Consider the following 21750-nt stretch of genomic DNA (forward strand, 5'->3'; position numbering starts at 1 on the left):
AGCGGGCGCAGGGCAGGATGTCATCTCCGTATTCGGTTTTTGGTCATGACATGGGTGGACCGGGGACCGGCGGGACGGGCGGTCCGGGACCCTCAGGCGCTCAGCGCGGCGCGCACGCTCTCGGCCAGCGGGACGGTCGGACGGCCGATCAGCCGGGCCAGGTCGCCCGGGGTACCGGCCAGCTCGCCGCGCGCGATGCCCGCGTCCACGTCCACCAGGATCTCGGCGAAGCCCTCCGGCAGGCCCGCGCCGACCAGCACCTCGCGGTGCTCGGCCGGGGTCACCTCGCGGTGCCCGACCGGCCGGCCCGAGACCCGCGCCAGCTCCGCGGCCAGCTCCGGCAGGCTCCACGCGGCGTCACCGCTCAGCTCGTACACGGTGTCCGCGTGACCGCTCACGTCGCCCTCGCCGAGCAGCACCGCGACCGCGGCGTCGGCGTAGTCCCTGCGCGGGGCACTGGCCACCCGGCCCTCGCCCGCGCTGCCGATCACGACGCCGCGGGCCACCGTGCCGGCGGCGTCGCCCAGGTAGTTCTCGGTGTACCAGCCGTTGCGGAGGAAGGAGTAGGGGACGCCGGACTCGCGGATCGCCGCCTCGGTCGCCTTGTGCTCGTCCGCGAGCCGGAACGTGGCCGCACCCGGCGCGCTGGTGTACGCGAGGAGCGCGACCCCGGCGGCACGCGCCGCCTCGACCACCGCGGTGTGCTGCGGGATCCGGCGGCCGACCTCGCTGCCCGAGATCAGCAGCACGCGGTCGCCCGCGGCGAAGGCGCCGGCCAGGCTCTCCGGGCGGTCGTAGTCGACCTCGCGGACGGTCACGCCGCGGGCGGCCAGGTCGGCGGCCTTCGCGGCGGAGCGGACGGCGACCGCCACCTCGCCCGCGGGGACCTTGGCCAGCAGGCCCTCGACGACCAGGCGGCCGAGCTGTCCGGTGGCTCCGGTGACGACGTACATGGTGTGCTCCCTCGTGGTTGTCCTTGTTGACCTCGAAACTAACCCTAGGGACAGCACTAACTATCCGAAAGTACGCACTTCAAAGTAGGGTACTGACATGGAGGTAATGACCAAGGCCAAGCCCGCCGGCGAACTGCCCCCGCCGGACGTCTTCGACCGCATGTGCCCCTCGCGCGGGGTGCTGGAGCACGTCACCAGCCGCTGGGGCGTACTGGTGCTCGGGGCACTGAACGAGCGCGGCTACCGCTTCAGCGAGCTGCGGCGCAGGGTCGCGGGGGTGAGCGAGAAGATGCTCGCGCAGACCCTCCAGACCCTGGAGCGCGACGGCTTCGTCCTGCGCGAGGCCCATCCGGTCATCCCGCCCCGGGTCGACTACAGCCTCACCCCGCTGGGCCGGGAGGCCGCGCAGCTGGTCGCCGCACTCGCCCACTGGTCCGAGGCGCGCGTGCCCGCCGTGCTGACGGCCCGCGCCGAGTACGACGCCCGGCCGGGCCGCTGAGGAGGCGCCCGCGGGAGGCCTCGCGCAGAGGCGCCCGCGGGAGGCGCCGGGAGCCCGGGAGGCGCCGGGAGCCCGGGGGTGCACGCAGGGCAGGCCGGACGAGCGGGCGGCGGGGCAGCGGGGCGTTTTATGCAGACCGGTCTACCTATATAGACCGGTCTGCATATACCGATCGGTCTACAGATTCACGCGCGCCGCGGACGCACAGCAGGTGCCGCAGACGCACGCCGCAAACGCACTGGGCCCAGCGCACACCGCAACACAGCGGGCACCAAAAAATATGCCGACCGATCTACTTATTCGCCCCGCTCCGCGATCAGCGCCGCGAAGCCGTCCAGCACCCGGGCGAGGCCGAACGCGTACGCGTGATCCGGGCTGTAGGCGCCGCCGTGGGCCTCGCCGGCCGCGGCGCCGACGCGGGAGGCGACCGGGTAGCGCTCGGGGTCGAACACGCGGGCCAGCAGGCCGGCGTTGGCGGCCCACCACTGCGCGTCGCTCATCGCGCTGTCCTGCTCGGCGGCACGCTCGTCGGCCGCCATCAGGGCACAGGTCCGCACGAAGCCCAGCAGGTGGGTGAGGGCCGAGTCCAGCTCGACGTCCGGCAGGCCGGTCCCCTCCAGGGCCCGCAGCTCGTACTCGTACTTGGCCATCACCCCCGGCCCCAACGGCGGGCGGCTGGTGGACACGCCCGCCACCCAGGGGTGCGCCCGGTGGAGCGCACGGTTGTCGTCGGCCACGGCGGTGACCCGGGCGCGCCAGCCCTCGTCGGCGGGGGCGGTGCGCGGCACGGTCGCGTAGACCGTGTCCAGCATCAGGTCCAGCAGCTCGGCCTTGCCCGGCACGTAGGTGTAGAGCGCCATCGGGGAGACGCCCAGCTCCTGGGCGACGCGCCGCATGGTCACGGCGTCCACGCCCTCCGCGTCGGCCAGCGCGATCGCCAAGGCGGCGATCTCCGCCGGCGACTTCGCCTGTCGTGGCCCCCGTCGGCCCGGCTTCTCCTCCGCCGACACGCCCCAGAGCAGCGCCAGCGTGCGCGCCGGGTCTCCTGCACTACTGCGCTCGCTCGCCATGGGGAGATCCTTTCACGCCCCCGCCCGCTACCGTCGGCCCATGACCACCCCCGACCCCGGCCCGGCGACCGCCCCGGCAGCCGGCCCCGCGACCAGCCCCGCGACCGGCCCCGCCCCCGAACCGCTCCCCGGCACCGACGCGCCGGAGGTGCTGCGCCCCCGGGTCACCTGCCGCCGCTGCCACCGGCCGCTGCACGACCCCGAGTCCCGGATGCTGCGCCTCGGCCCGGAGTGCCGGGACCCGGCCGAGCGCGTGGCCCGCCACGAGGTGGAACAGGACACGCTGCCGGGGATGGACGGCCCCTGAACCCACTGGACCCACCGCCTCCCCGCCGGGAGCCTGACGTGACGTGACGTGACGTGCGTCACGGCCGGAAACGCGCGGCGAGGACGGCCGCATGTAGGAGGGGCGACAGGCAAGCAGGAAAGGACGTCTCGGTGGGGGAAGCACCTGCGGGTTACCTGGAGTTCGCGCATGCCGCCGGCGGCCGGTTGTTCCGCACGGCATGCCTGCTCACCGGGGACTGGCACCAGGCCGAGGACCTGGTGCAGGAGACGCTCGCCAAGATGTACCGGTCCTGGCGGAAGATCAACCACGACCGGCCGCCGGTGGCCTACGCACACACCGTCCTGGTCCGGACGTACCTGGCGCAACGCCGGCGGCTGAGCTTCTGGGAACGCGTCAGCGACCGGCTGGACGACACGGCCGAGGCCCGTGCCGACCAGGCCGACCTGCGGCTGACGCTCCTGGACGGGCTGGCGCGCCTGTCCGCCGCCGACCGGGCCGTGCTGGTGCTGCGCTACTGGGAGGACCGGTCGGTCGAGGAGACCGCGCAGATCCTCAAGATTCCTCCCACGACCGTCCGCACCCGTAGCCTGCGTGCGCTGCGCAGGCTACGCGGGCTGCTCGGCGACGAGCTGGCCGACGTGTCGACGGGTTAGACCCCGCTCCTGCCGAGCCGCCGCCCCTGGTGGGCCGAGGCGGCGGTACCCCTTGGATGAACTTGGATGAACGGAGTCATCCCGTGTCCGCGGACGAGAAGCTGGAACATGAGTTGGGACGCGCCATGGCCCACGGCCTGGACCGCGCGGCGGCCCGGTTCGCGCCGCCCCCGCACGATCTGGCGCTGCGGTCGGCGGAGCGCGGCGAACGCCGGCACCGCCGGGCCCGGGCCGCGCGGTTGACGGGCGTGGTGGCGTTGGTGGCGGTCCTCGGCGTCGGCGCCGCCCTGCTGCACGGGGCCGGCCCGACGCTCCCGGCCCCGGCCCCGGTGCAGCAGGCTGCCCAGCCACCCGCACCCGCCTCGCCCTCCACACCCGCGTCGCCCACCGCCGGTGCGGCGCCCTCCAGCGGCGCCCCGTCCGCCATCGACACGCCCCCGGCCGCGAAGCCGTCGGACCTCCGGGCGCTGCTGGTCACGATGCTTTCCGCCCGGGGGAAGGCGACCGGGGGCTCGGAGAACGGCCCCGAGTACGCCACCGCACTGCTCGACGACGGCCGGGGCAAGGGGCTGGTCACGATCACCGTGCAGAGCGGGGTGACGGACAAGGTGAAGGACCGCATGAACTGCGACCGTGCGCCCGTGGGGTGCCAGACGGTGACCACGGCCGACGGCACCGTCGTGAAGTCCTACGAGGCGACGGCCGGCGCGACCGGCGAGGTCCGGTGCAACACGGTCGACACGCTGCGCCCGAACGGCAGCCGGGTGGTGGCCGACGCCTGCGACGCGGCCTCCGACCTGGGCCCGCGGACCCGGACGAAGCCGGTACTCGACCTCGAAGGGGTGAAGGCCATCGCGTTGGATCCGCGCTGGGTGTCCGGCCCCGGAGGCTCGTCGGCCGGGACCGGGCGGCACTGACCGGACGGCCTCCCCCGCGTGTGCCGCCCCCGGCCTCGCCGGCCGCTGCGACCAGGCCAGTGCGACCAGGCCAAACCAGGCCGGTGCGACCACCCCGGTGCGACCAGCCCGGTGCGACCAGCCCGGTGCGACTAACCGACCAGGCGTCGGCGCCAGTCCAGCGGGGTGACGGTGATGGCCCGGCCGGGGTCACGGTCCCACTCGGTGCGGAGGCCGGCGGCTTCGAGGGCGACCACGACCTCCTCGCCGACGGCCCCGGTCGTCCCGGACGAGCCGTCGAAGCCCCCGTAGAGCAGCATCAGTCCGTGGCCGGCCGCGGCGGAGTCCGTGCACTGGCTGTGGAAGTAGACGAAGCCGCGGGCGTCGGGCCCGCCTTCGGCGCCGATCTCGGCCTCGCCGCAGCTGCGGCAGCAGGTGAAGTTCTCCCGGGCGGTGATGCCGGCCTCCTGGAGGGCGGCGAACGCGCGGGCGAGCCGCTCGGGGTCGGTCTCGCCCTGCCAGGCGGCCTGCTCCGCGACGCGCTCCAGCCAGAGCCGGTCGGCCAGCACCCGCGCCTGCTCGCGGGAGACGGGCCGGCGGTCGCCGGAGACGAGGTACTCCTCGGCGTGCTCGGCCAGTTGGTCACGGGAGGCGTAGCCGGCGGCCAGCATCTCGCGGACGCTCTTCTCCAGTTCCTCGCGCTCGTCCTCGTCCAGGTCGAGCGGCGGCACCTCGGGGGTGGGGCCCAGGTCCAGCGGCGACCAGAGCAGGCCGGTGTCCCAGCCGGCCTCCTGGCGGGCCCAGCCGGTCAGCGCCGCGATCACGGCCTCGGAGCCGTCGACCTCGGTCTCGAAGTGCCGGTCGGCGCCGCCGTCGCGGTGCTCCAGCGTGAAGACGCCGTCGCCCGCCTCCCAGGCCTGGGCGAAGACGTCGGGAAGGTCCGGGACGCGCTGGAGCACCAGGAACCGGTCACCGTTGCCGTCGAGCCCCCGGACCAGCCCGGCCAGCTCCTCGGCGGTCACGCGGACCTGCCGCCCCGGCTTCTCCGTCCTCACCGCGATCTCCAGCATGCGCAGACTCTGGCACACCCGTCCGACAGGAGACTTTCCGGGGGGCCGCGCACCGGCCTCACACGGGAAGGGCGACGTCCTGCACCACGCGCGCGGTGCAGGACGTCGCCCTTCTGCCGGACTAGCGGTTGCGGATCGCCGCCACCAGTTCGCCGATGCCGTGCTCCTTCAGCACGCCGTAGTGGTCGCCGGCCAGTTCGACCACGGCCGGCGGGCGGGCGGACCAGCCGGTCTGCCCGTCGATGAACGAGTAGTCGTCTCCCGAGGCCTTGAAGACGGTCACCGGCGCGTCCAGCCGCCGCTCGGCCAGCTCACGGAAGGTGTACTCGAACTCGTAGGTCTCGCCCACGATTCGGGTGATCCGCCGGATCATCTCCTCGTCCAGTTCGGGGAGCAGACGGTGGACGAAGGCCACGAAGCCGTCCTCGTCCTCCACTTCGGCCAGGCAGCGCTCCAGTTCGGGGCTGCCGACGGCGCCGGCGAAGACGGAGAACAGGATCGTCAGGTACGCCGAGTTGCGGTACGACGCCTCCCGCCCGTACCGCCGGCCGTCGGCCTGGCGGACCTTCGGGTTGGCCGGGCAGATCAGCAGCACCTCCGTCACCTTCTCCCCGGCGCTCTCCAGCTGCCAGGCCGCCTCGAACGCGACCCGGGCGCCGAAGGAGTAGCCCCAGAGCGTGTACGGCCCCTCGGGCTGCACCCGCCGGATCTCGGCGACGTCGGCGGCGGCCATCTCCCGGATGGTCGGGTACGGCTCCTCGCCGGCGTTGATGCCGTGTGCCTGGATCCCGTAGAACGCGCGCCCGTCGCCCGCCTCGCGTCCCAGCAGGCGCAGGTTCATCGGGTAGCCGCCGAGGCCCGGCCAGCAGAACACGGGACGGTCCGCGCTGCCGGGGTGCAGCGGCACCAACCGCGAGCTCGGCCCGCCGGCCCCGTCGCCGCCCGCCCGGGCACCCTTCACGGCGCCCTCGATCCGCGCGGCCAGGTCGGCCAGCTTGGGGCGTTCGAACACCACCTGGAGCGGCAGCCGGGTGCCGAACTCCCGGTTGATCCGGTTGACCAGCGCCACGGCGATCAGCGAGTTGCCGCCGGCGGCGAAGAACTCGTCCTCCACCGAGACCACCGCCGAACCCTCCGCCGCGCCCCTCGCAGGGCTCCCCGCCGCGCCGCCCGACGAACCCACCACCGACCGCGCCGGCGAGGCGTTCTCGTACTTCAGCGCCCTGCCCCACGCCTGCGCGAGCCACCGCTCGTAGTGCGTCGCGGGAGCCACGTACGCGCTCCTGCCACCCACCCGGGCGACGGCCTCGGAGCCGGCGAGGGCCTTGGTGTCGACCTTCCCGTTCGCCGTCAGCGGCAGCGAGTCCAGCACCAGCACCCGGTTCGGGAGCATGTAGTCGGGCAGGAAGGTCGCCAGTTCGTCCTTGATGATCTCGGCCGGCCCCTTCATGTGGACGGCGTCCTCGCGCATGCCCTCGCTGCGGATCTGCTCCTCGCTGACCTTGCCGCCGACGAAGAAGTACGACGGCCCGGTGGCTGTTCCGCAGGCGTCCAGGATCGCGTCGATCCGCCGCGCGGCCGGCAGCGGATGGCCGGTCCGGGAGCTGTAGCCGGAGGACATGAACCCCAGGGCGAGGCCGTTGCGCTGGAGGTGGTGCAGCGTGGTGCCCAGGTCGATGTACTCCAGCCACGGCCGGTCGGCCCGGCTGACGGCGGTGATGCCGAAGGCGGCCCGCTCGTACGCGCCCTGGTTGATCGCGATCACGTGCCGCGACTGCACCAGCTCGTCCGACACGTGCACCAGCTCTCCCTTCACGTAGCGGTACTGGCCGGCCGGCAGGCCGTCGACCCGGCCGGGGTGGGCCTGGACGAACAGCTCGACGGTGTCCGGCCGCGGCGCGGCGCCGCCGCCCCGGATCGCGAAGGTGCCCAGGTAGTGGTCCTCCTCCGCGACGTCCAGGCGGTCCTTGACGGAGGTGTCGAGGCCGAGCGGGTGGATGGCCAGGCCGTACGCCGGCAGCACCTCCTCGAAGACGCCCAGCATGTGCCCGGCCTCGAACTCCAGGACCTCCTGGATGTTGTTGCTGTACACCGGCTCGATCGCCCGCCTCTTGCCGGAGAAGTGCACCGAGAGGTACGCCTCGGCGCGCTCCCCGGCCGGGCCGATCCGCACCAGGGCGTGGTCGACCGGGTGGTAGTAGTACAGGCCGGCGTCGAGGCCGTCCAGGCCGCCGGTCTCCAGGTAGAGCTGCGTCGCGTACAGCGCGCCGGGCGAGGCGTACGCGTACTTGGGCAGCAGCCGCTCCTCACTGTGGAACTGCCCGAACCACCGCAGGATCCGGCCGAGTTCGGGGAAGGTCAGCCGGTCGAGCCGACGGGCGTAGGTGCTGGCCGGGCGCGGGGCGAGCAGCCTGCGCAGATCGTCCCGGGTGACGGGCCCGCCCTCGTAGAAGCGGTAGGTCTTGCGGGCGTACGTCTCGCGCCGCTGGAGGCCGGACTCCCGTTTGCCGGGCAGCTCCACCACCGGCCGCCCGCGCAGCTCCCCGGCTTCCCGCAGGCCCGGGTCGGACAGCTGGGCCTTCACCTGGAGCCGGCTCGCCTTGGACTGGTGGTGGCGGCCGTGGTTGCCCTGGTCCATCAGGGCCGCCTCCCGGGGGTTCAGCTCGACGCACGCCACCAGGCTCTGGTGGCCGGTGCGTTCGTCGTCGGTGACGACCGCCGCCGCCCGTCTGACCCAGGTGTGCTCCTCGATGGCGACGGCGATCTCGTCCAGCTCCACGCGGTGGCCGCGGAGCTTGACCTGGTTGTCGGCCCGGCCGGCGAACTGGATGGTGCCGTCCTCGTTCCAGTACGTCAGGTCGCCCGTCCGGTAGAGCCGCTCGGTCGGGATGAACGGGGAGGGGATGAAGCGCTCGACGGTCAGCTCGGGCCGGTGCAGGTACCCGCGCGCCAGCTGGACCCCGCCGATGTACAGCTCGCCGGTCGTCCCGACGCCCACCGGCGCCAGGTCCCCGTCCAGGATGAAGCAGTGGGTGTTGTCGACCGGCCTCCCGATCGGGACGGTGCCCGCGCCGTCGCCGATCGTCTCCGGGTCCACCACATGGGCGGTCGCGTTGATGGTGCACTCGGTGGGCCCGTAGAGGTTGACCAGCGAGGCCCACGGCAGCCGGCCGGAGAACGAGCGGGCGAGCCGCTGCGAGAGCGCCTCGCCGCCGGAGAACACCCGGGTGAGGCTGGTGCACTCGGCGAACCCCTCGGTGTCCAGCAGCGCCTGGAGCAGGGTCGGCACGCACTGCAGCGCCGTCACCCCGTGCCGCCGGACGGTGGCGATCAGCGCCTCCGGGTCCCGGTACACGCCGGGCGCGCCCATGACGACCCGGGCCCCGGCCGCCGGGGCCAGGATCTCCCACTGGGCCGCGTCGAAACTCATCGGCGTCTTCTGCAGCACCGCCACGCCCGCGCCCAGGTGGCCGGTGGCGTGCATCCAGCGCAGCTGGGACACGACGCTGCGGTGCTCGATCATCACGCCCTTCGGGCGGCCGGTGCTGCCGGAGGTGTAGATGACGTACGCCAGGGCCTCCGGGCGGGGGCCGGCCGGGGGCGCCTGCGCGCCGTCGGCCGGGGCCTCGGAGGCGGTGACGATCCGGGTGCCGGGCGGGGCCAGGCCGGCCAGGCGGTCCCGCAGGTGGCCCTGGGTGACGATGACCCGGGTGCGGCTGTCCTCGATCATGTAGCGCAGCCGGTCCTCGGGGTAGTCCGGCGAGAGCGGCAGGTAGCCGGCCCCGGCGTGCAGGATGCCCCAGGCGCCGACCATCAGGTCGACGGACGGTTCGACGCACAGGCCGACGCAGTCGTCGGCGCCCGCCCCCAGGCGGTGCAGACGGGCGGCGAGCCGGCCGGCTTCGACGGACAGCTCCCGGTTGGTGAGGCTCCGCTCCCCGTCGACGACCGCGACGGCCTCGGGCCGCGCGTGCACCTGCTGTTCCAGCAGGCCGACCAGCGAGGTGCCCACGGAGGCGCTGCGGGCGTGCGGAACGGTGGGAACGGACCGGGTGGTTTTCATGTGAACCCCTGTGATGTGGACAACTGGGGTCCGGCGGCCTGATCCCCAGACCGCCGGGCCAGGGGTTCAGCGTCGGCCGCCTGTTGTCCCGACCGCATGGGGCACGAGCCGTGACCGCGCCCCGGCGGCGGCCGGGACCGGGCGCCCGGGCCGGGTGAGACCCGGGGCCGGGGTACGCCCGGGCCGGTCCCGGGCGGGTGGGCCAGTCCCGGGCGGGTGGGGCGTCGCGTCGGCTACCAGCCGCACTCCACCGGCCCGACCGGCTGGAGTCCCGCCTGCCGGGCCAGCCACTCGGCGCGTTCGACGTCACCCTCCCGGAAGTGGATGTACACCGTGTGATCGCTTGCGGGGACTTCGCGGCCCACCCCGTGGCAGTTGAAGACGATCTGGACGTAGGCGTCCTTGTTCCGGACGTCCAGGCCGAGTTCCGGGACGGCCGGCCACCAGAAGCAGTCCCAGTCGACGTAGGCGGGCCCGGAGCCGATCACGTCGAGGAACCTCTCCTCGATCGACCCGACCGGCTGGTTCTCGATGACGAGCACGACGGGGAGCGCCGCCGACACTCCCTCGTCCCCCGCCACCACCATGCGCCGGACGTCGTCGTGGGACTCGGGCCGGTACGGGTCCTCGGTACAGAGCCTGGCGTCCGGGAAGGCGACGGCCATGCGCTGCGCCTCGGCCAGGGTCCGTGCCTGGGCCTCCGCGCTGATGTTGAACCCGTCCATGGGGATGGCGAGGTCCAGAATCCGCCGGGCCGCCTGGTAGGCGCTCCGCAGGTCAGGGGTTCGCAGGACGGGTAGGGCGTTCGATGTGCTCACGCCGGAGCAGCCTAGGAGACACCCGCTCCGAATGGCACGGGGGTTTCGCCCGGCGAGGTCGGCCGGGATGGCGGTGGTCACGATCACCGTGGGCGCGGATCCCGTGTGGACGGATCCCGTCCTAGCGGAACCCGTCCGCGTGCTCCTGCGCCCACGAGTGGAACGTTCGCGCCGGCCTTCCGGTGATCGCTTCCACCGACGACGTGATCACGTCCGATCCCGGTCGCGTTTCAGCACTGGCCAACAGGGCCTCGACGAGAGCGGGCGGCCTGCCGTCGGCGAGCATCTGCCGACGGGCGGCCTCCACCGGGACCTTCTCGAAACGCGCCGGGCGGCCGATCGCCACTCCGATCGCGTGCACCTGATCGGCCCTGCCGAGCACCTGAGGACCGGTCAGGACGTGCTTCCTGCCCGCGTGCCCGTCGTCGGTGAGCGCGTGTGCCGCCACGGCCGCGACGTCGCGCTCGTGGATCACCGCCGTGGCGGCGATGTCAGGCCCGCGAACGACGTCCGTGGCACGGATCTGCCCGGCCCACCCCCGCGCGTTGGAGGCGATGGTGTTCGAGCGCAGGAACGTCCACGCCGGGCCGGATCCTTCGATCAGTCGCTCCATGTCGGCGTGCAGCTGGTTGATCGGGTCGGTCTGGCGCTCGGCGCCGTCGTCCACCCCCGACGACGAGAGATAGACGACGCGGCGGGCGTGCCGGGCGATCGCCTCCAGTACGGCGGGGGCGCCCCCGGTCGTGAGGAACGGCCAGATCAGGAACACGGTGTCGCTTCCGGCCAGCGCCTCCTCCAGCGTGTCCGGCCGGGTGAGGTCCCCGCCCACGACCTCGACTCCAGCCGGCAGCCCGGCCGTTTCGGGATCACGCGCCAGTGCACGCACGGAGGCACCCCTGGCCAGGAGTTGGACAACGACCTCCCGGCCCACGTTGCCGGTCGCGCCGGTCACGAGAATCTCACCCATGGTCAGGTCAGCCCCGGCCGCGCCCGGGCTATTCCGCGACCGCGCCGAGACGCCCCGCCGCTGAGGTGCCCGCGGCTGCGGCGCCCCGCTGCGGGCTGGCACGATGTCCCGCATGAGCCGACCGATGACGCCGAAGGACGAGCTCGCCTCGCGCCGCCTGTACGCGACCCTCCAGCGGGAGTCCTTCGACGGCGCGGACCTCGCGTCGGTGCGACTGCGGACCCTGTGGTTCGCGCGGTGCACGTTCCGTGGGACCGATCTCCGCCACGCCACGCTCGACGGCTGCCACTTCAAGCTGTGCGATCTCCGCGGAGCCGATCTGAGCGGCGCCTCCATGAGGGGAGTCACGTTGGCCGGCTGCGACCTGACCGGAGCCGACCTCCGGACAGCGGACCTGACCGGCGCCCGGCTCGGCCGGGTCCTCACCGGCACTCCGCCCTACGGGCTCACCAACGCCACCGACGTCAGGCTGGAGAACGCCGTTCTCCGCGGAGTCGAACTCGACCAGGTCATCGGCTGGCCCCTGGCCGGGTAGTCGGCCAACGCCCGGGGCGCACAGGCCGCTCGGGCCCGTCACGCGACCGCTTGAGACGATCACCGGGGAGCTCCGGGTCCGGGCCGCGGTCTGGGGTTGAGGCGGGCGGGGTGCCAGGTGGTGTTGCGGCCGACGCCCTCGCGGTAGGCGATCCGCTGGGCGGCGGTGAGGAGCCGGTAGAGGTTGAGAGCCGCGTCCGACTCGTCGGCCTCGTAGCCGAGTTGGTGGATGAAGGCTTCGAGCTGGGGCCAGTCGAAGTCGTCGGGGACGGCAGGGGTGACGTCGCCCCGGGCGTGCGCGTTGAACGCGGCGGCGACGGCGAAGTGGGCGGCAGCGAGGGCGTTGCCGAGGGCGCCGATGACGGCGTTGGCGAGGGCGTTGGCGAGCGGGGGCTGCTGCGGTTCGGGCGATTCGGGCATGGAGGTGCCCTTCCGGGAGGGTGGGCGGGGTGCGGCGGGGCCGGTCAGTTCGGCGTGCGCCGGGCGGGCGCGTCATCCTCGGGCTTTGCAACGTTGAGAGCGGTGATGACACCCAGGACGACGGTGGCGATCGCGAGTGCGAGCAGGACGGCGAAGGCGGCGCCGATGAGGAAGTCGGCAGTGCCGGGTCTCATCGGCGGATCCCGATGACACGGTGGCCGAGGTGGGCGGCGAGGCCGTGGAGGAGCTCGTGGGCCTGGTCGCGGGTGAGGGGGAAGACGAGCTGTTCGCCCGGGCCGGCGTGGATGTCCAGGTCAACGGCGAGGCGGAGCTGCACGGTCGCGTCGGGGACGGCCTCAACGATGAGGTAGGGGACGGTCGTTCGCTCGACCTGGGTGGAGCCGGTGACGAGCGGGATCAGGACTCCCACAGTTCACCCCGCAGGGAGAGGAGGGGGTGGTTCACGCGGCGGCATCCAACTCGAACCAGACGCTTTTTCCTCGCTTGCGGGCATCGGTCCCGAAGCGGTGGGTGAGCGAGCGGACGAGGTGCAGGCCGCGTCCGGACAGCTCGTACGGGTCGGCGGAGGCGCGCTGTTCGGGGAGGTCGGGGCTGTCGTCGCTGACCGAGACGCGGAGCGTCCGGTTCAGGAGGACGACCACCACGAGGGGCGCCTCGCTGCCGGCGTGCTTCCACGCGTTGACAAAGAGCTCGTGGAGGGCGAGTTCGGCATCGTGGATGACGTCGTCCGGCCAGCCGGAGGCGTTGAGGACGTCACGCAGCTCGTCACGGGCGGCGGACCAGTCGGGAGGGTTGAAGGCACGCACGAAGAACCTCCGAAGAAGGAGAGGGAGTTCGCGACGGAGACGTGACCGTGAGCCAGGCCGCACATGGCTGCTCTGCGGCGCCCAGGCGGGCATTACTGACGCTCCGTCGTGTGATCGGTGCAACACTGAGAGTAGGGGGATGTGTGACAAGGTTGCAAGCCAATCGATGAGACTCCTCACCCCACGTCACTCGTTGGTGGCGCCACCGATGACTTGTGCGCGAGACTGCGCTGACAGGAAGGACAGCCGTGGGATACAAGGGCCCGATCAGCCAGCGACAGCGCCGATTCGGCGAAGAGCTGCAACGTTTGCGACTGGCAGCCGGATTGTCCGCACCCGACGCAGGCGCGCTGGTCGGCATGAAGGGTCCGGCGGTGAGCCACACCGAGGCCGGACGGATCACCCTCAACCCGGAGCGCCTTGAGATCTGGCTCGACGCCTACGGATGCACCGATCCTGCCTACCGCGCGACGTTGGCCGAGATGGGGCGGAGTTCCGGCAAGGGCTGGTGGACGGACTTCGAGGGACGGGTACCAGACCTTGCCCTCGACCTCGCCGAGACCGAGAACAGGGCAACTCGCCTCGACAACTACGAGACGCTCTACATCCCCGGGCTTCTCCAACTACCCGCTTACGCAGAGGCCGTCTACGGGGAGTCCCAGCGCAACAGCAAGTGGGACATTTCATCACTCATCCAGTTCCGCATCGAGCGACAGCAGATCCTGACCGATGGCGATCAGAGGCAATTTCGCTTCGTGATCCACGAAGCAGCGCTGCGCATGCGATTCCCTGGCGACACTGTCATGCGGGCCCAGCTGCTCCATCTACTTGAGGCAGCCGAACTCCCCAATGTCGCCATCCACGTGCTTCCTTTCACTGCACCGAAGCACGCACCGTATTCAGGATCGTTCCTGCACTGCGACCCGGGCTGCCCGGACCTGGCAACAGTCATTCTCGACGGTCCGAAACGTGCCGAGCATCTTGGCAACCAAGTGGACCTCGTTGACTATCGCCAGAAGTTCCAGCAGTTGAGTGACCTCGCACTGCCAGCGGTCGACAAGACCAATGCCCTACGTGGGCTCCCTGACCGTGACTCCTGGGGGCTACTGCATCATCTCCTGTATCTGCTTCAGTCTTGAAAGGCACACGATGTACTCCATCTCCTGGCAGAAGTCGTCGTACAGCGATGCAGAAGGTGGCAACAACTGCCTCGAAGTGGCCCCCGGGACCGGCGATGCCCGCCACCTCCGCGAGTCCGACGACCCGGACGTCATCGTCACCACCACCACCACCAAGCTCCGCGCCTTCATCCTCGGGGCCAAGGCCGGCGCGTTCGACCACCTCATCTGACCGACGGGCCGGGGCGATGACTGCCGGTTCCGCAGCCATCGCCCCTACCAGTCAGGACCGACCCCGTTGCACTCGGCGCCCGGGCAGCCGCTGGCGTAGACCTGGCTGACGCCGATCGCCATCAGGTACCGGTGTCCCGCATACGCCTTGGCCTTCAGAGTCTCGGCGCCCACTCTCCGCCAGTCGAAATACACCACGCGCTCGGACTCCCGGTCCAGGTACGGCTTCGCGTCCGGGCCGCTCAGCGAAGGCCGGTCGTCCCAGCTCCCGTTCACTGACGGAAATCCCTTGCCGTCCATGACTGCCACGGTCAGAGCGATCCCCTTCCGCCCATCGCCCGGCACGTGATCGACGCCGACCGCGTTCGGCCGGGCCAGCGCCTCCGCCGTCTGCTCGGCCGTGGCGTCGGAACCCGGGCTGTGCATGTGCCGCAGCTGCTGCACCAGCGTCCTGCCGTCCGGACGCGGCTTCCACCCCAGCCCCGCCGCCGCCCCGTCCAGTTCCGCGAGCCGCGGTTCGATCTCACCGTCGAACGCCGCGTACAGCACCGTCGTCCGCCGGCAGGTCACCCCCGACCAGGCCGGCTTGCCGCCGAAGGACCCGCTGCGGGCCTCGGCATGGCAGCGGTCGGCGACCGAGCTGTCGAGGACCTCCGCCCAGGGCGCCGCCGCCCGCAGCCGTGCCGTCTGCTCGTCGGCGAACGCCACCGCCCTTTCGCGCGCCTCACGCGTCTCGGCGGACCGGGCCAACCCTGCCGCGTCCGGCGCCTTGGGGACGGTGGTCAGGTCGTGGATCGCCCAGGCGAGCAACCCGACGACGACCACCGCCACCGCCACGACCAGGCCCAGCAACGTCAGCAGCACCCGTCGTATCCCGGCCCGGACCGAGTTCTCCCCCGTACTCATGGCCACCACCGTAGCCACGGCCGCGCCCGAAGCAACGGCCCGAGATGCCTCCGAGACGCCGCCGCAACGGACCCGGGACCGCCCGGAACGCTGCGCCGCAGGTGCGCGCCCCGGCCGCCCCGGCAAACGCCACCGCCGTACCGGCTCCTCAACAACCCCGACGCGGTCACGTCACATCCGGGTCAAAAGCCCGCCAAGACCATGGTGCGCTCCCCCGCCCCCGCGCTATCAACAGAGGTACGAGCAGCGCCATTTGGCGCTGCGGAACACGGGGGGACCTCCTGTGAACAGCCTCAGTAGCGGTAGAAGCGTGCGGGCACTCGTCGGACTGGCCGCCGTCGGCGCGCTGACCCTCACCGCCTGCAACGACGACACCTCGTCGGACTCGGCGAAGAACACCCCGCCGCCAACCGCCGCCCCGACGACCCCGGCGGCCGCCCCGACCATGCCCGTCAGCACTCCGACCAGCCCGGCCGCCGCGGGCTCGTCCAGCAGCACCCCGGCCGGCGCCTCGGCCACTGCCCCCGCACCCGCCACCGGCGGCGGCAAGGACGCGACTCCCGGTCAGACCTTCAAGATCGGCCAGCCCGCCCAGGTGCAGTTCACCTCGGGCAGCACCAAGGGCGTCATCGCCCTGTCCGTCAGCTCGATCGAGACCGGCGACCCGGCCGACCTCGACGCGCTCAAGCTGGGCGACAAGGTGAAGGGCCTCGTCCCGTACTACGTGCACTACACGATCACCAACACCGGGACCACCGACCTGGCCTACACCAGCGTGGACCACGTCAAGGGCCTCCTACCGGACGGCAGCGAGGCCCAGGAACTGATGATCATCGGCGGGTTCGCCAAGTGCCCGAGCACCTCACTGCCGAAGGGCTTCACCAACGGCCAGACCGCCCAGGCCTGCGCGGTCGCGCTCGCCCCAACCGCCACCAAGGTCACGGGCGCCGAGTACTGGGGCTCCCCGTACACCCTCGGCAAGGGCGCCATCTCCTGGAAGTAACGTCCGGATCCTGAGCGGGCGTGGAGCCGGTGCATCCCCGGCTCCACGCCCGCTTCCGTCTGCTTCCACCCGCTTCCATCCGGCCGTTCGACCGTCCGATAGTCCGGCCGTCCGGCCGCTCAGTCCTGCGCCGCGGCACCCACCGGCGACAGGCCGCGCTCGGCGAAGACCTTCTTCGCCACGAACGTGGCGTTGAGGGCGCGCGGCATGCCGCAGTAGACGGCCGAGTGCAGCAGCGCCTCGATGATCTCCTCGGGGCTGAGGCCGACGTTGAGGGCCGCATTGATGTGCACGTCCAGCTGCGGTTCGCAGCCGCCGAGGGCGGTGAGCATGCCGAGGGTGACCAGCTGCCGGTCACGGGGGGCCAGGCCGGGCCGGTCGTAGATGTCGCCGAATGCCCAGGCGACGACCTGGTGGCCCAGCTCCGGCGAGATGTCCGCCAGCGCGTCGATGACCTTCTGGCCGCTCTCCCCGTCGATGCGGGTGAGGACCTCCATCCCGTGGTCGAAGCGCTCCTGGCGGGTCGCGGCGGGGGCGGGGGCGACGACGGTGCTGTTCACAGGTGGTCCGTTTCCGCCACCCGGAGGCGGCTGTTCGTCGGGACGGTCGAGTCCTCCGGCCGCGGGGAGGATCTCTCCGCCGGCCACAACAGGGACAGTAGAAGTTTGAGTCCGCTCTAACGCAAGCGTCTTGAGCGAGCCCCCGGGACGCACGTCCAGCCGCGCCCCCATCACCCTTGCCCGATTCTCCGTACTATGTATAGTGTACTGCGTACGGGGTATTCGCCGACGAGAGGGCACTCATCCATGCAGATCACCGCCGCCGCCGTTTCGCTCACCGTCGAGGACGAGACCGCCTCCTCGGCCTTCCTCCAGAGGCACTTCGGGTTCACCGAGCAGATGGCCGCCGACGGATTCGTCTCGCTCGGACGGGAGGACTCAGGGATGAACGTGATCTACCTGCGGCGCGGCAACGAGGTGCTGCCGGCAGGGTTCCGCGACCAGCACGCCGCCGGGCTGATCCTCGCCTTCAACGTCACCGGCCTGGAGGACGAGGAGGCCCGCCTCCGCGGCGAGGGCGTGGAGATCACCATGCCCCTGCTGGAGGAGCCGTGGGGCGAGAAGCTGTTCCAGGTCACCGACCCGAACGGGGTCGTGATCCAGCTGGTCGAGTGGGTCCAGCAGTAACCGAGGGCAGGAACGACGGCAGGAACGACGGCGCCCCCCGGCCTCGGCCGGGGGGCGCCGTCACCGTGCGACGGGCCTCAGTCGACGGTCCAGGTGTCGCTCCCGGCCAGCAGCGAGGCCAGATCGCCCCGGCCGTGCCGATCGGCCGCCTCGGCCAGCTGGGCGGCCATCAGCTCGTCGTACACCGGCCGCTTCACGCTCCGCAGCACGCCGATCGGGGTGTGGTGCAACGTGTCCGTGTCGGCGATCCGCGAGAGCGCGAACGCCCCGGCCGGGCCCACGGCGTGGGCGTCGTGGACGACCACCGACGCCTCGTTCCCGGCGGTGACGGCGTCGACGAACAGCTCGCCGTCCGGACCGCGGAAGACGCCCTGGGCGAGGTCCGCGCCGAACCGGATCGGCTGTCCGTGCTCCAGGCGGATCAGCGCCTCGTCCCGGGTGCCCGGCTCCTTCAGCACCTCGAAGGCGCCGTCGTTGAAGATGTTGCAGTTCTGGTAGATCTCCACCAGCGCCGTGCCCTCGTGCTCCGCCGCCGCCCGCAGCACCGACTGGAGGTGCTGACGGTCGGAGTCGATCGTCCGCGCGACGAACGACGCCTCCGCGCCGATCGCCAGCGAGAGCGGGTTGAACGGGGCGTCCAGCGAGCCCATCGGCGTCGACTTGGTGATCTTGCCGACCTCGCTGGTCGGCGAGTACTGGCCCTTGGTGAGGCCGTAGATCCGGTTGTTGAACAGCAGGATCTTCAGGTTGACGTTCCGCCGCAGCGCGTGGATCAGGTGGTTGCCGCCGATCGAGAGCGCATCGCCGTCACCCGTCACCACCCACACGCTCAGGTCCTGCCGGGACGAAGCGAGCCCGGTGGCGATGGCCGGCGCGCGGCCGTGGATCGAGTGAACGCCGTAGGTGTTCATGTAGTACGGGAAGCGCGAGGAACAGCCGATCCCGGAGACGAAGACGGTGTTCTCCCGCTTGATCCCCAACTCCGGCATGAAGGACTGCACGGCCGCCAGGATCGCGTAGTCACCGCACCCCGGGCACCAGCGCACCTCCTGGTCCGTCTTGAAGTCCTTGGCGCTCTGCGGCGCCTCGCTCTTCGGGACCAGCTTCAACGAGGGGAACTGCTCGCTCATCGGTTGTCCTCCTCGCCCGCCGACACGGCCGCCGGCTCACCCGCCGGCTCGCCCGGCGACTCGTCCAGGCTGCCGACCGCCGCCCACAGAACATCCGCCAACTGGGCCGCCTTGAAAGGAAGTCCGCGCACCTGGTTGTAGGACTGCGCGTCCACCAGGTACTTGGCGCGCAGCAGCAGCGCCAGCTGCCCGAGGTTCATCTCGGGGACGATGACCTTGTCATAACTCTTCAACACCGAGCCGAGATTGGCCGGGAAGGGATTCAGGTTCCGCAGGTGCGCCTGGGCGACGAGGCCGCCGTCCGCCCGGACCCTGCGGACGGCCGCGGTGATCGGCCCGTAGGTCGAACCCCAGCCGAGCACCAGCACCCGCGCATCACCGGACGGGTCGTCAACATCGATAGCAGGAACGGAAATCCCGTCCACCTTGGCCTGCCGGGTGCGGACCATGAAGTCGTGGTTGGCCGGGTCGTACGAGATGTTGCCGGTGCCGTCCTGCTTCTCGATGCCGCCGATCCGGTGCTCCAGGCCCGGGGTGCCGGGCACCGCCCAGGGGCGGGCCAGCGTCTGCGGGTCGCGCAGGTAGGGCCAGAACGCGCCGTCCTCCCGGTTCGGGCCGGTGGCGAAGTCCGGCTCGATCGCCGGCAGTTCGCCGACCTCGGGGATCCGCCACGGCTCGGAGCCGTTGGCCAGGTAGCCGTCCGAGAGCAGGAACACCGGCGTCCGGTAGGTCACCGCGATCCGTGTCGCCTCCAGCGCCGCGTCGAAGCACTCGGCCGGGGTGGCCGGGGCCACGATCGGCACCGGCGCCTCGCCGTTGCGCCCGAACATCGCCTGCAGGAGGTCCGCCTGCTCGGTCTTGGTCGGCAGGCCGGTGGACGGCCCGCCGCGCTGGATGTCGACCACCAGCAGCGGCAGTTCGAGCGAGACGGCCAGGCCGATGGTCTCGCTCTTGAGCGCCACGCCCGGGCCCGAGGTGGTGGTCACGCCGAGCGCGCCGCCGAAGGCCGCGCCGAGCGCCGCGCCGATGCCGGCGATCTCGTCCTCGGCCTGGAAGGTGCGGACCCCGAAGTTCTTGTGCTTGCTCAGCTCGTGCAGGATGTCCGAGGCCGGGGTGATCGGGTACGAGCCGAGGTAGAGCGGCAGCCCGGAGCGCTCGGCGGCGGCGATCAGGCCGTAGGAGAGGGCCAGGTTGCCCGAGATGTTGCGGTAGCGGCCCGGTGGCAGCTTGGCCGGCGGCACCTCGTAGGAGACCGCGAAGGACTCCGTCGTCTCACCGAAGTTCCAGCCCGCCCGGAAGGCGCTGATGTTGGCCTCGGCGATCTGCGGCTTCTTCGCGAACTTGCTGCGCAGGAAGGTCTCGGTGCCGTGGGTGGGCCGGTGGTACATCCAGGAGAGCAGGCCCAGGGCGAACATGTTCTTCGCCCGCTCGGCGTCCTTGCGGGCCAGGCCGCTGTCCTTGAGCGCTTCGAGGGTCAGCGTCGTCAGCGGCACCTTGTGCAGGTGGAAGGCCTCCAGCGAGCCGTCGCCCAGCGGGTCGGCCGGGTAGCCGACCTTGGCCAGGGCCCGCTTGGTGAACTCGTCGGTGTTGACGATGATCTCCGCGCCCCGCGGCAGGTCCGGCAGGTTCGCCTTGAGGGCGGCCGGGTTCATCGCCACCAGGACGTTGGGCGCGTCCCCCGGGGTCAGGATGTCGTGGTCGGCGAAGTGCAGCTGGAAGGACGAGACGCCCGGCAGCGTTCCGGCAGGGGCCCGGATCTCGGCCGGGAAGTTGGGCAGGGTGGAGAGGTCGTTGCCGAAGGACGCCGTCTCCGAGGTGAAGCGGTCACCGGTGAGCTGCATACCGTCGCCGGAATCCCCGGCGAACCGGATGATCACCCGGTCCAGTCTGCGAATCGGCTTGGCGCGCCTGGGCTGCGGACTCGTCGGCACGGCGGCTCCGGAGCGGTCCTCGCCCGCCCCGGAACGGCCCTCTTCGCCGTCCGAGCCGTCCACTGCTTCTGACTGATCGACCTGACTGGTCACTGCCGCGGACCTCCTCGTGGGCACCAGCCGCGGGCGTGAGCCGTGTGCCCCGTCCGCCTGGTGCACCTCTCGCATCCTATGCGGGTAAGGATTGCCTTGGACGGAACTCCCCGATGCGGCGGGAAAACACCGCCGCATCGGGTCGGAAATCCCGCCACACCGGGCCGGAAATCACCACCGCACCGGGCCGGAAATCACGGCCACACCCGGTACAACGCCCCGGGACCGTGGTCTCATACCGGGCCGTGGCCTCCTACCGGGCCGGCGGACGGGCAGCACGAGTTCACCGGATCCTGTTCGTCCAGATCCTGTTCGTCCGGGTCCCCAGTGTTCGGGTCCCACGTGTTCGGGTGCGCACTACGAGTTCAGGTAGGTGAGCACCGCCAGCACCCGGCGGTGGTCCTCGGAGCTCTGGGTCAGGCCCAGCTTGAGGAAGATGTTGCTGACGTGCTTCTCCACCGCACCGTCCGAGACCACCAGCTGCTTGGCCACCGCCGCGTTGGTCCGGCCCTCGGCCATCAGCCCGAGCACCTCGCGCTCGCGCGGGGTCAGCCCGGCCAGCACGTCGCCCTTGCGGCTGCGGCTGAGCAGCTGCTGCACGACCTCCGGGTCCAGTGCGGTACCGCCCCCGGCGACCCGGACCACCGCGTCCACGAACTCGCGCACCTCGGCCACCCGGTCCTTCAACAGGTAGCCCACGCCCCGGGTGGAACCGGCCAGCAGCTCGGAGGCGTACCGCTCCTCCACGTACTGCGACAGCACCAGGACGCCCAGGTCCGGGTAGAGGCCGCGGAGCGTGACGCAGGCGCGGACGCCCTCGTCGGTGTGGGTGGGGGGCATCCGGACGTCGGCGACCACCACGTCGGGCATCGCGCCGCCCTCGGCCAGGTCGTGGACGGCCTTCAGCAGCGCCTCACCGTCCCCGACACCTGCCACGACCTCCAGACCCCGGTCGGTGAGCAGCCTGGTCAGGCCCTCCCGCAGCAGTACGGAGTCCTCGGCGATGACGACGCGAAGCATGGGGGCCTTCCGGTCGGGCGGTGCTGCGGGCTGAGCTGACGACCGTCAGTCTTCCCTACTCGCACCACCGCC

Annotated in this window: 24 protein-coding genes; 9 read left to right on the top strand and 15 right to left on the bottom strand. The window is 71.8% G+C overall.

Annotated elements, in window-relative coordinates; all coding sequences use genetic code 11:
* Window positions 1–92: 92 nt before the first annotated feature.
* On the bottom strand, window positions 93–953 hold the full coding sequence (locus C2142_RS15810; RefSeq protein WP_148643238.1) for an SDR family oxidoreductase: 861 nt from the start codon (window positions 951–953) through the stop codon (window positions 93–95).
* A gap of 106 nt (window positions 954–1059) precedes the next feature.
* Here C2142_RS15810 and C2142_RS15815 point away from each other — a divergent pair, with 106 nt between their 5' ends.
* Window positions 1060–1452, top strand: coding sequence for a helix-turn-helix domain-containing protein (locus tag C2142_RS15815; RefSeq protein ID WP_148644813.1), 393 nt, complete (start codon window positions 1060–1062; stop codon window positions 1450–1452).
* Between the two features lie 296 nt (window positions 1453–1748).
* Here the strand turns inward: C2142_RS15815 and C2142_RS15820 are convergent, their stop codons facing one another.
* Window positions 1749–2522 carry a TetR/AcrR family transcriptional regulator gene (locus tag C2142_RS15820; protein WP_148643239.1) on the bottom strand — a complete coding sequence of 258 codons (774 nt, stop codon included), beginning with the start codon at window positions 2520–2522 and terminating at the stop codon, window positions 1749–1751.
* A 40-nt stretch (window positions 2523–2562) separates the two neighbouring features.
* On the opposite strand from C2142_RS15820, the gene C2142_RS15825 reads away from it, so the two are divergent.
* The 3 genes from C2142_RS15825 to C2142_RS15835 all read left to right on the top strand — a co-directional run bounded on the left by C2142_RS15825 (window position 2563) and on the right by C2142_RS15835 (window position 4381).
* Entirely contained in the window at window positions 2563–2829 is a 267-nt protein-coding gene (locus tag C2142_RS15825; RefSeq protein WP_148643240.1) for a DUF6011 domain-containing protein, read from the top strand.
* A 131-nt stretch (window positions 2830–2960) separates the two neighbouring features.
* On the top strand, window positions 2961–3464 hold the full coding sequence (locus C2142_RS15830) for a SigE family RNA polymerase sigma factor (RefSeq protein WP_148643241.1): 504 nt from the start codon (window positions 2961–2963) through the stop codon (window positions 3462–3464).
* Between the two features lie 83 nt (window positions 3465–3547).
* On the top strand, window positions 3548–4381 hold the full coding sequence (locus C2142_RS15835; RefSeq protein WP_148643242.1) for a hypothetical protein: 834 nt from the start codon (window positions 3548–3550) through the stop codon (window positions 4379–4381).
* Between the two features lie 131 nt (window positions 4382–4512).
* On the opposite strand, the gene C2142_RS15840 is transcribed toward C2142_RS15835, so the two are convergent.
* The 4 genes from C2142_RS15840 to C2142_RS15855 all read right to left on the bottom strand — a co-directional run bounded on the left by C2142_RS15840 (window position 4513) and on the right by C2142_RS15855 (window position 11278).
* On the bottom strand, window positions 4513–5430 hold the full coding sequence (locus C2142_RS15840; RefSeq protein WP_148643243.1) for a hypothetical protein: 918 nt from the start codon (window positions 5428–5430) through the stop codon (window positions 4513–4515).
* Window positions 5431–5551: 121 nt separating this feature from the next.
* The gene (locus C2142_RS15845; protein ID WP_148643244.1) at window positions 5552–9493 is read right to left on the bottom strand and encodes an amino acid adenylation domain-containing protein; all 3942 of its coding nucleotides are present in this window, start codon (window positions 9491–9493) and stop codon (window positions 5552–5554) included.
* A gap of 233 nt (window positions 9494–9726) precedes the next feature.
* Window positions 9727–10311: a hypothetical protein gene (locus C2142_RS15850; protein WP_148643245.1), complete on the bottom strand. Its 585-nt coding sequence runs from the start codon at window positions 10309–10311 to the stop codon at window positions 9727–9729.
* Between the two features lie 121 nt (window positions 10312–10432).
* A complete protein-coding gene (locus C2142_RS15855) occupies window positions 10433–11278 on the bottom strand; it encodes an NAD(P)H-binding protein (RefSeq protein WP_148644814.1) in 846 nt (281 codons plus the stop codon).
* 112 nt (window positions 11279–11390) lie between these two features.
* Between C2142_RS15855 and C2142_RS15860 the strand changes: the two genes are divergently transcribed.
* Window positions 11391–11813, top strand: coding sequence for a pentapeptide repeat-containing protein (locus C2142_RS15860; protein WP_241002607.1), 423 nt, complete (start codon window positions 11391–11393; stop codon window positions 11811–11813).
* A 59-nt stretch (window positions 11814–11872) separates the two neighbouring features.
* Here C2142_RS15860 and C2142_RS15865 read toward each other — a convergent pair whose 3' ends face one another.
* From C2142_RS15865 to C2142_RS15880, 4 genes are read right to left on the bottom strand one after another with little or no spacing between them, the layout of a single operon-like run.
* Window positions 11873–12232 carry a hypothetical protein gene (locus C2142_RS15865; RefSeq protein WP_148643247.1) on the bottom strand — a complete coding sequence of 120 codons (360 nt, stop codon included), beginning with the start codon at window positions 12230–12232 and terminating at the stop codon, window positions 11873–11875.
* A gap of 44 nt (window positions 12233–12276) precedes the next feature.
* On the bottom strand, window positions 12277–12426 hold the full coding sequence (locus C2142_RS15870; protein WP_153882784.1) for a hypothetical protein: 150 nt from the start codon (window positions 12424–12426) through the stop codon (window positions 12277–12279).
* Window positions 12423–12662 (bottom strand): hypothetical protein, encoded by a 240-nt coding sequence (locus tag C2142_RS15875; protein WP_148643248.1) that lies wholly within the window; start codon window positions 12660–12662, stop codon window positions 12423–12425. The genes C2142_RS15870 and C2142_RS15875 overlap by 4 nt, the downstream gene beginning before the upstream one ends.
* Before the next feature lie 31 nt (window positions 12663–12693).
* Window positions 12694–13059: an ATP-binding protein gene (locus tag C2142_RS15880; RefSeq protein WP_162002482.1), complete on the bottom strand. Its 366-nt coding sequence runs from the start codon at window positions 13057–13059 to the stop codon at window positions 12694–12696.
* Between the two features lie 248 nt (window positions 13060–13307).
* Between C2142_RS15880 and C2142_RS15885 the strand changes: the two genes are divergently transcribed.
* Together C2142_RS15885 and C2142_RS15890 are read left to right on the top strand one after the other, a co-directional pair.
* On the top strand, window positions 13308–14198 hold the full coding sequence (locus tag C2142_RS15885) for a helix-turn-helix transcriptional regulator (RefSeq protein ID WP_162002483.1): 891 nt from the start codon (window positions 13308–13310) through the stop codon (window positions 14196–14198).
* A gap of 10 nt (window positions 14199–14208) precedes the next feature.
* Window positions 14209–14409 (top strand): DUF397 domain-containing protein, encoded by a 201-nt coding sequence (locus tag C2142_RS15890; protein ID WP_148643251.1) that lies wholly within the window; start codon window positions 14209–14211, stop codon window positions 14407–14409.
* Between the two features lie 44 nt (window positions 14410–14453).
* Here the strand turns inward: C2142_RS15890 and C2142_RS15895 are convergent, their stop codons facing one another.
* Window positions 14454–15314, bottom strand: coding sequence for a hypothetical protein (locus tag C2142_RS15895; RefSeq protein ID WP_148643252.1), 861 nt, complete (start codon window positions 15312–15314; stop codon window positions 14454–14456).
* 310 nt (window positions 15315–15624) lie between these two features.
* Between C2142_RS15895 and C2142_RS15900 the strand changes: the two genes are divergently transcribed.
* Window positions 15625–16317: a hypothetical protein gene (locus C2142_RS15900; protein WP_148643253.1), complete on the top strand. Its 693-nt coding sequence runs from the start codon at window positions 15625–15627 to the stop codon at window positions 16315–16317.
* Between the two features lie 119 nt (window positions 16318–16436).
* Here the strand turns inward: C2142_RS15900 and C2142_RS15905 are convergent, their stop codons facing one another.
* A complete protein-coding gene (locus tag C2142_RS15905; protein ID WP_148644815.1) occupies window positions 16437–16814 on the bottom strand; it encodes a carboxymuconolactone decarboxylase family protein in 378 nt (125 codons plus the stop codon).
* Between the two features lie 309 nt (window positions 16815–17123).
* On the opposite strand from C2142_RS15905, the gene C2142_RS15910 reads away from it, so the two are divergent.
* The gene (locus C2142_RS15910) at window positions 17124–17504 is read left to right on the top strand and encodes a VOC family protein (RefSeq protein WP_148643254.1); all 381 of its coding nucleotides are present in this window, start codon (window positions 17124–17126) and stop codon (window positions 17502–17504) included.
* A gap of 77 nt (window positions 17505–17581) precedes the next feature.
* Here C2142_RS15910 and C2142_RS15915 read toward each other — a convergent pair whose 3' ends face one another.
* The 3 genes from C2142_RS15915 to C2142_RS15925 form a co-directional block, all read right to left on the bottom strand.
* Window positions 17582–18634: a 2-oxoacid:ferredoxin oxidoreductase subunit beta gene (locus tag C2142_RS15915; RefSeq protein ID WP_148643255.1), complete on the bottom strand. Its 1053-nt coding sequence runs from the start codon at window positions 18632–18634 to the stop codon at window positions 17582–17584.
* The gene (locus tag C2142_RS15920) at window positions 18631–20658 is read right to left on the bottom strand and encodes a 2-oxoacid:acceptor oxidoreductase subunit alpha (RefSeq protein WP_148643256.1); all 2028 of its coding nucleotides are present in this window, start codon (window positions 20656–20658) and stop codon (window positions 18631–18633) included. The genes C2142_RS15915 and C2142_RS15920 overlap by 4 nt, the downstream gene beginning before the upstream one ends.
* Window positions 20659–21015: 357 nt before the next feature.
* Window positions 21016–21678 (bottom strand): response regulator transcription factor, encoded by a 663-nt coding sequence (locus tag C2142_RS15925; protein WP_148643257.1) that lies wholly within the window; start codon window positions 21676–21678, stop codon window positions 21016–21018.
* Window positions 21679–21750 lie beyond the last annotated feature (72 nt).

It is taken from the genome of Streptomyces sp. CB01881 (assembly GCF_002953255.1).
GTDB lineage: Bacteria > Actinomycetota > Actinomycetes > Streptomycetales > Streptomycetaceae > Kitasatospora.

Excerpts from the sequence above, each read along its gene's own strand:
- C2142_RS15810 (WP_148643238.1), bottom strand. The coding sequence starts at position 953 with ATGTACGTCGTCACCGGAGCCACCGGACAGCTCGGCCGCCTGGTCGTC.
- C2142_RS15815 (WP_148644813.1), top strand. The coding sequence starts at position 1,060 with ATGACCAAGGCCAAGCCCGCCGGCGAACTGCCCCCGCCGGACGTCTTC.
- C2142_RS15820 (WP_148643239.1), bottom strand. The coding sequence starts at position 2,522 with ATGGCGAGCGAGCGCAGTAGTGCAGGAGACCCGGCGCGCACGCTGGCG.
- C2142_RS15825 (WP_148643240.1), top strand. The coding sequence starts at position 2,563 with ATGACCACCCCCGACCCCGGCCCGGCGACCGCCCCGGCAGCCGGCCCC.
- C2142_RS15840 (WP_148643243.1), bottom strand. The coding sequence starts at position 5,430 with ATGCTGGAGATCGCGGTGAGGACGGAGAAGCCGGGGCGGCAGGTCCGC.
- C2142_RS15845 (WP_148643244.1), bottom strand. The coding sequence starts at position 9,493 with ATGAAAACCACCCGGTCCGTTCCCACCGTTCCGCACGCCCGCAGCGCC.
- C2142_RS15855 (WP_148644814.1), bottom strand. The coding sequence starts at position 11,278 with ATGGGTGAGATTCTCGTGACCGGCGCGACCGGCAACGTGGGCCGGGAG.
- C2142_RS15860 (WP_241002607.1), top strand. The coding sequence starts at position 11,391 with ATGAGCCGACCGATGACGCCGAAGGACGAGCTCGCCTCGCGCCGCCTG.
- C2142_RS15865 (WP_148643247.1), bottom strand. The coding sequence starts at position 12,232 with ATGCCCGAATCGCCCGAACCGCAGCAGCCCCCGCTCGCCAACGCCCTC.
- C2142_RS15870 (WP_153882784.1), bottom strand. The coding sequence starts at position 12,426 with ATGAGACCCGGCACTGCCGACTTCCTCATCGGCGCCGCCTTCGCCGTC.
- C2142_RS15890 (WP_148643251.1), top strand. The coding sequence starts at position 14,209 with ATGTACTCCATCTCCTGGCAGAAGTCGTCGTACAGCGATGCAGAAGGT.
- C2142_RS15895 (WP_148643252.1), bottom strand. The coding sequence starts at position 15,314 with ATGAGTACGGGGGAGAACTCGGTCCGGGCCGGGATACGACGGGTGCTG.
- C2142_RS15905 (WP_148644815.1), bottom strand. The coding sequence starts at position 16,814 with ATGGAGGTCCTCACCCGCATCGACGGGGAGAGCGGCCAGAAGGTCATC.
- C2142_RS15910 (WP_148643254.1), top strand. The coding sequence starts at position 17,124 with ATGCAGATCACCGCCGCCGCCGTTTCGCTCACCGTCGAGGACGAGACC.
- C2142_RS15915 (WP_148643255.1), bottom strand. The coding sequence starts at position 18,634 with ATGAGCGAGCAGTTCCCCTCGTTGAAGCTGGTCCCGAAGAGCGAGGCG.
- C2142_RS15925 (WP_148643257.1), bottom strand. The coding sequence starts at position 21,678 with ATGCTTCGCGTCGTCATCGCCGAGGACTCCGTACTGCTGCGGGAGGGC.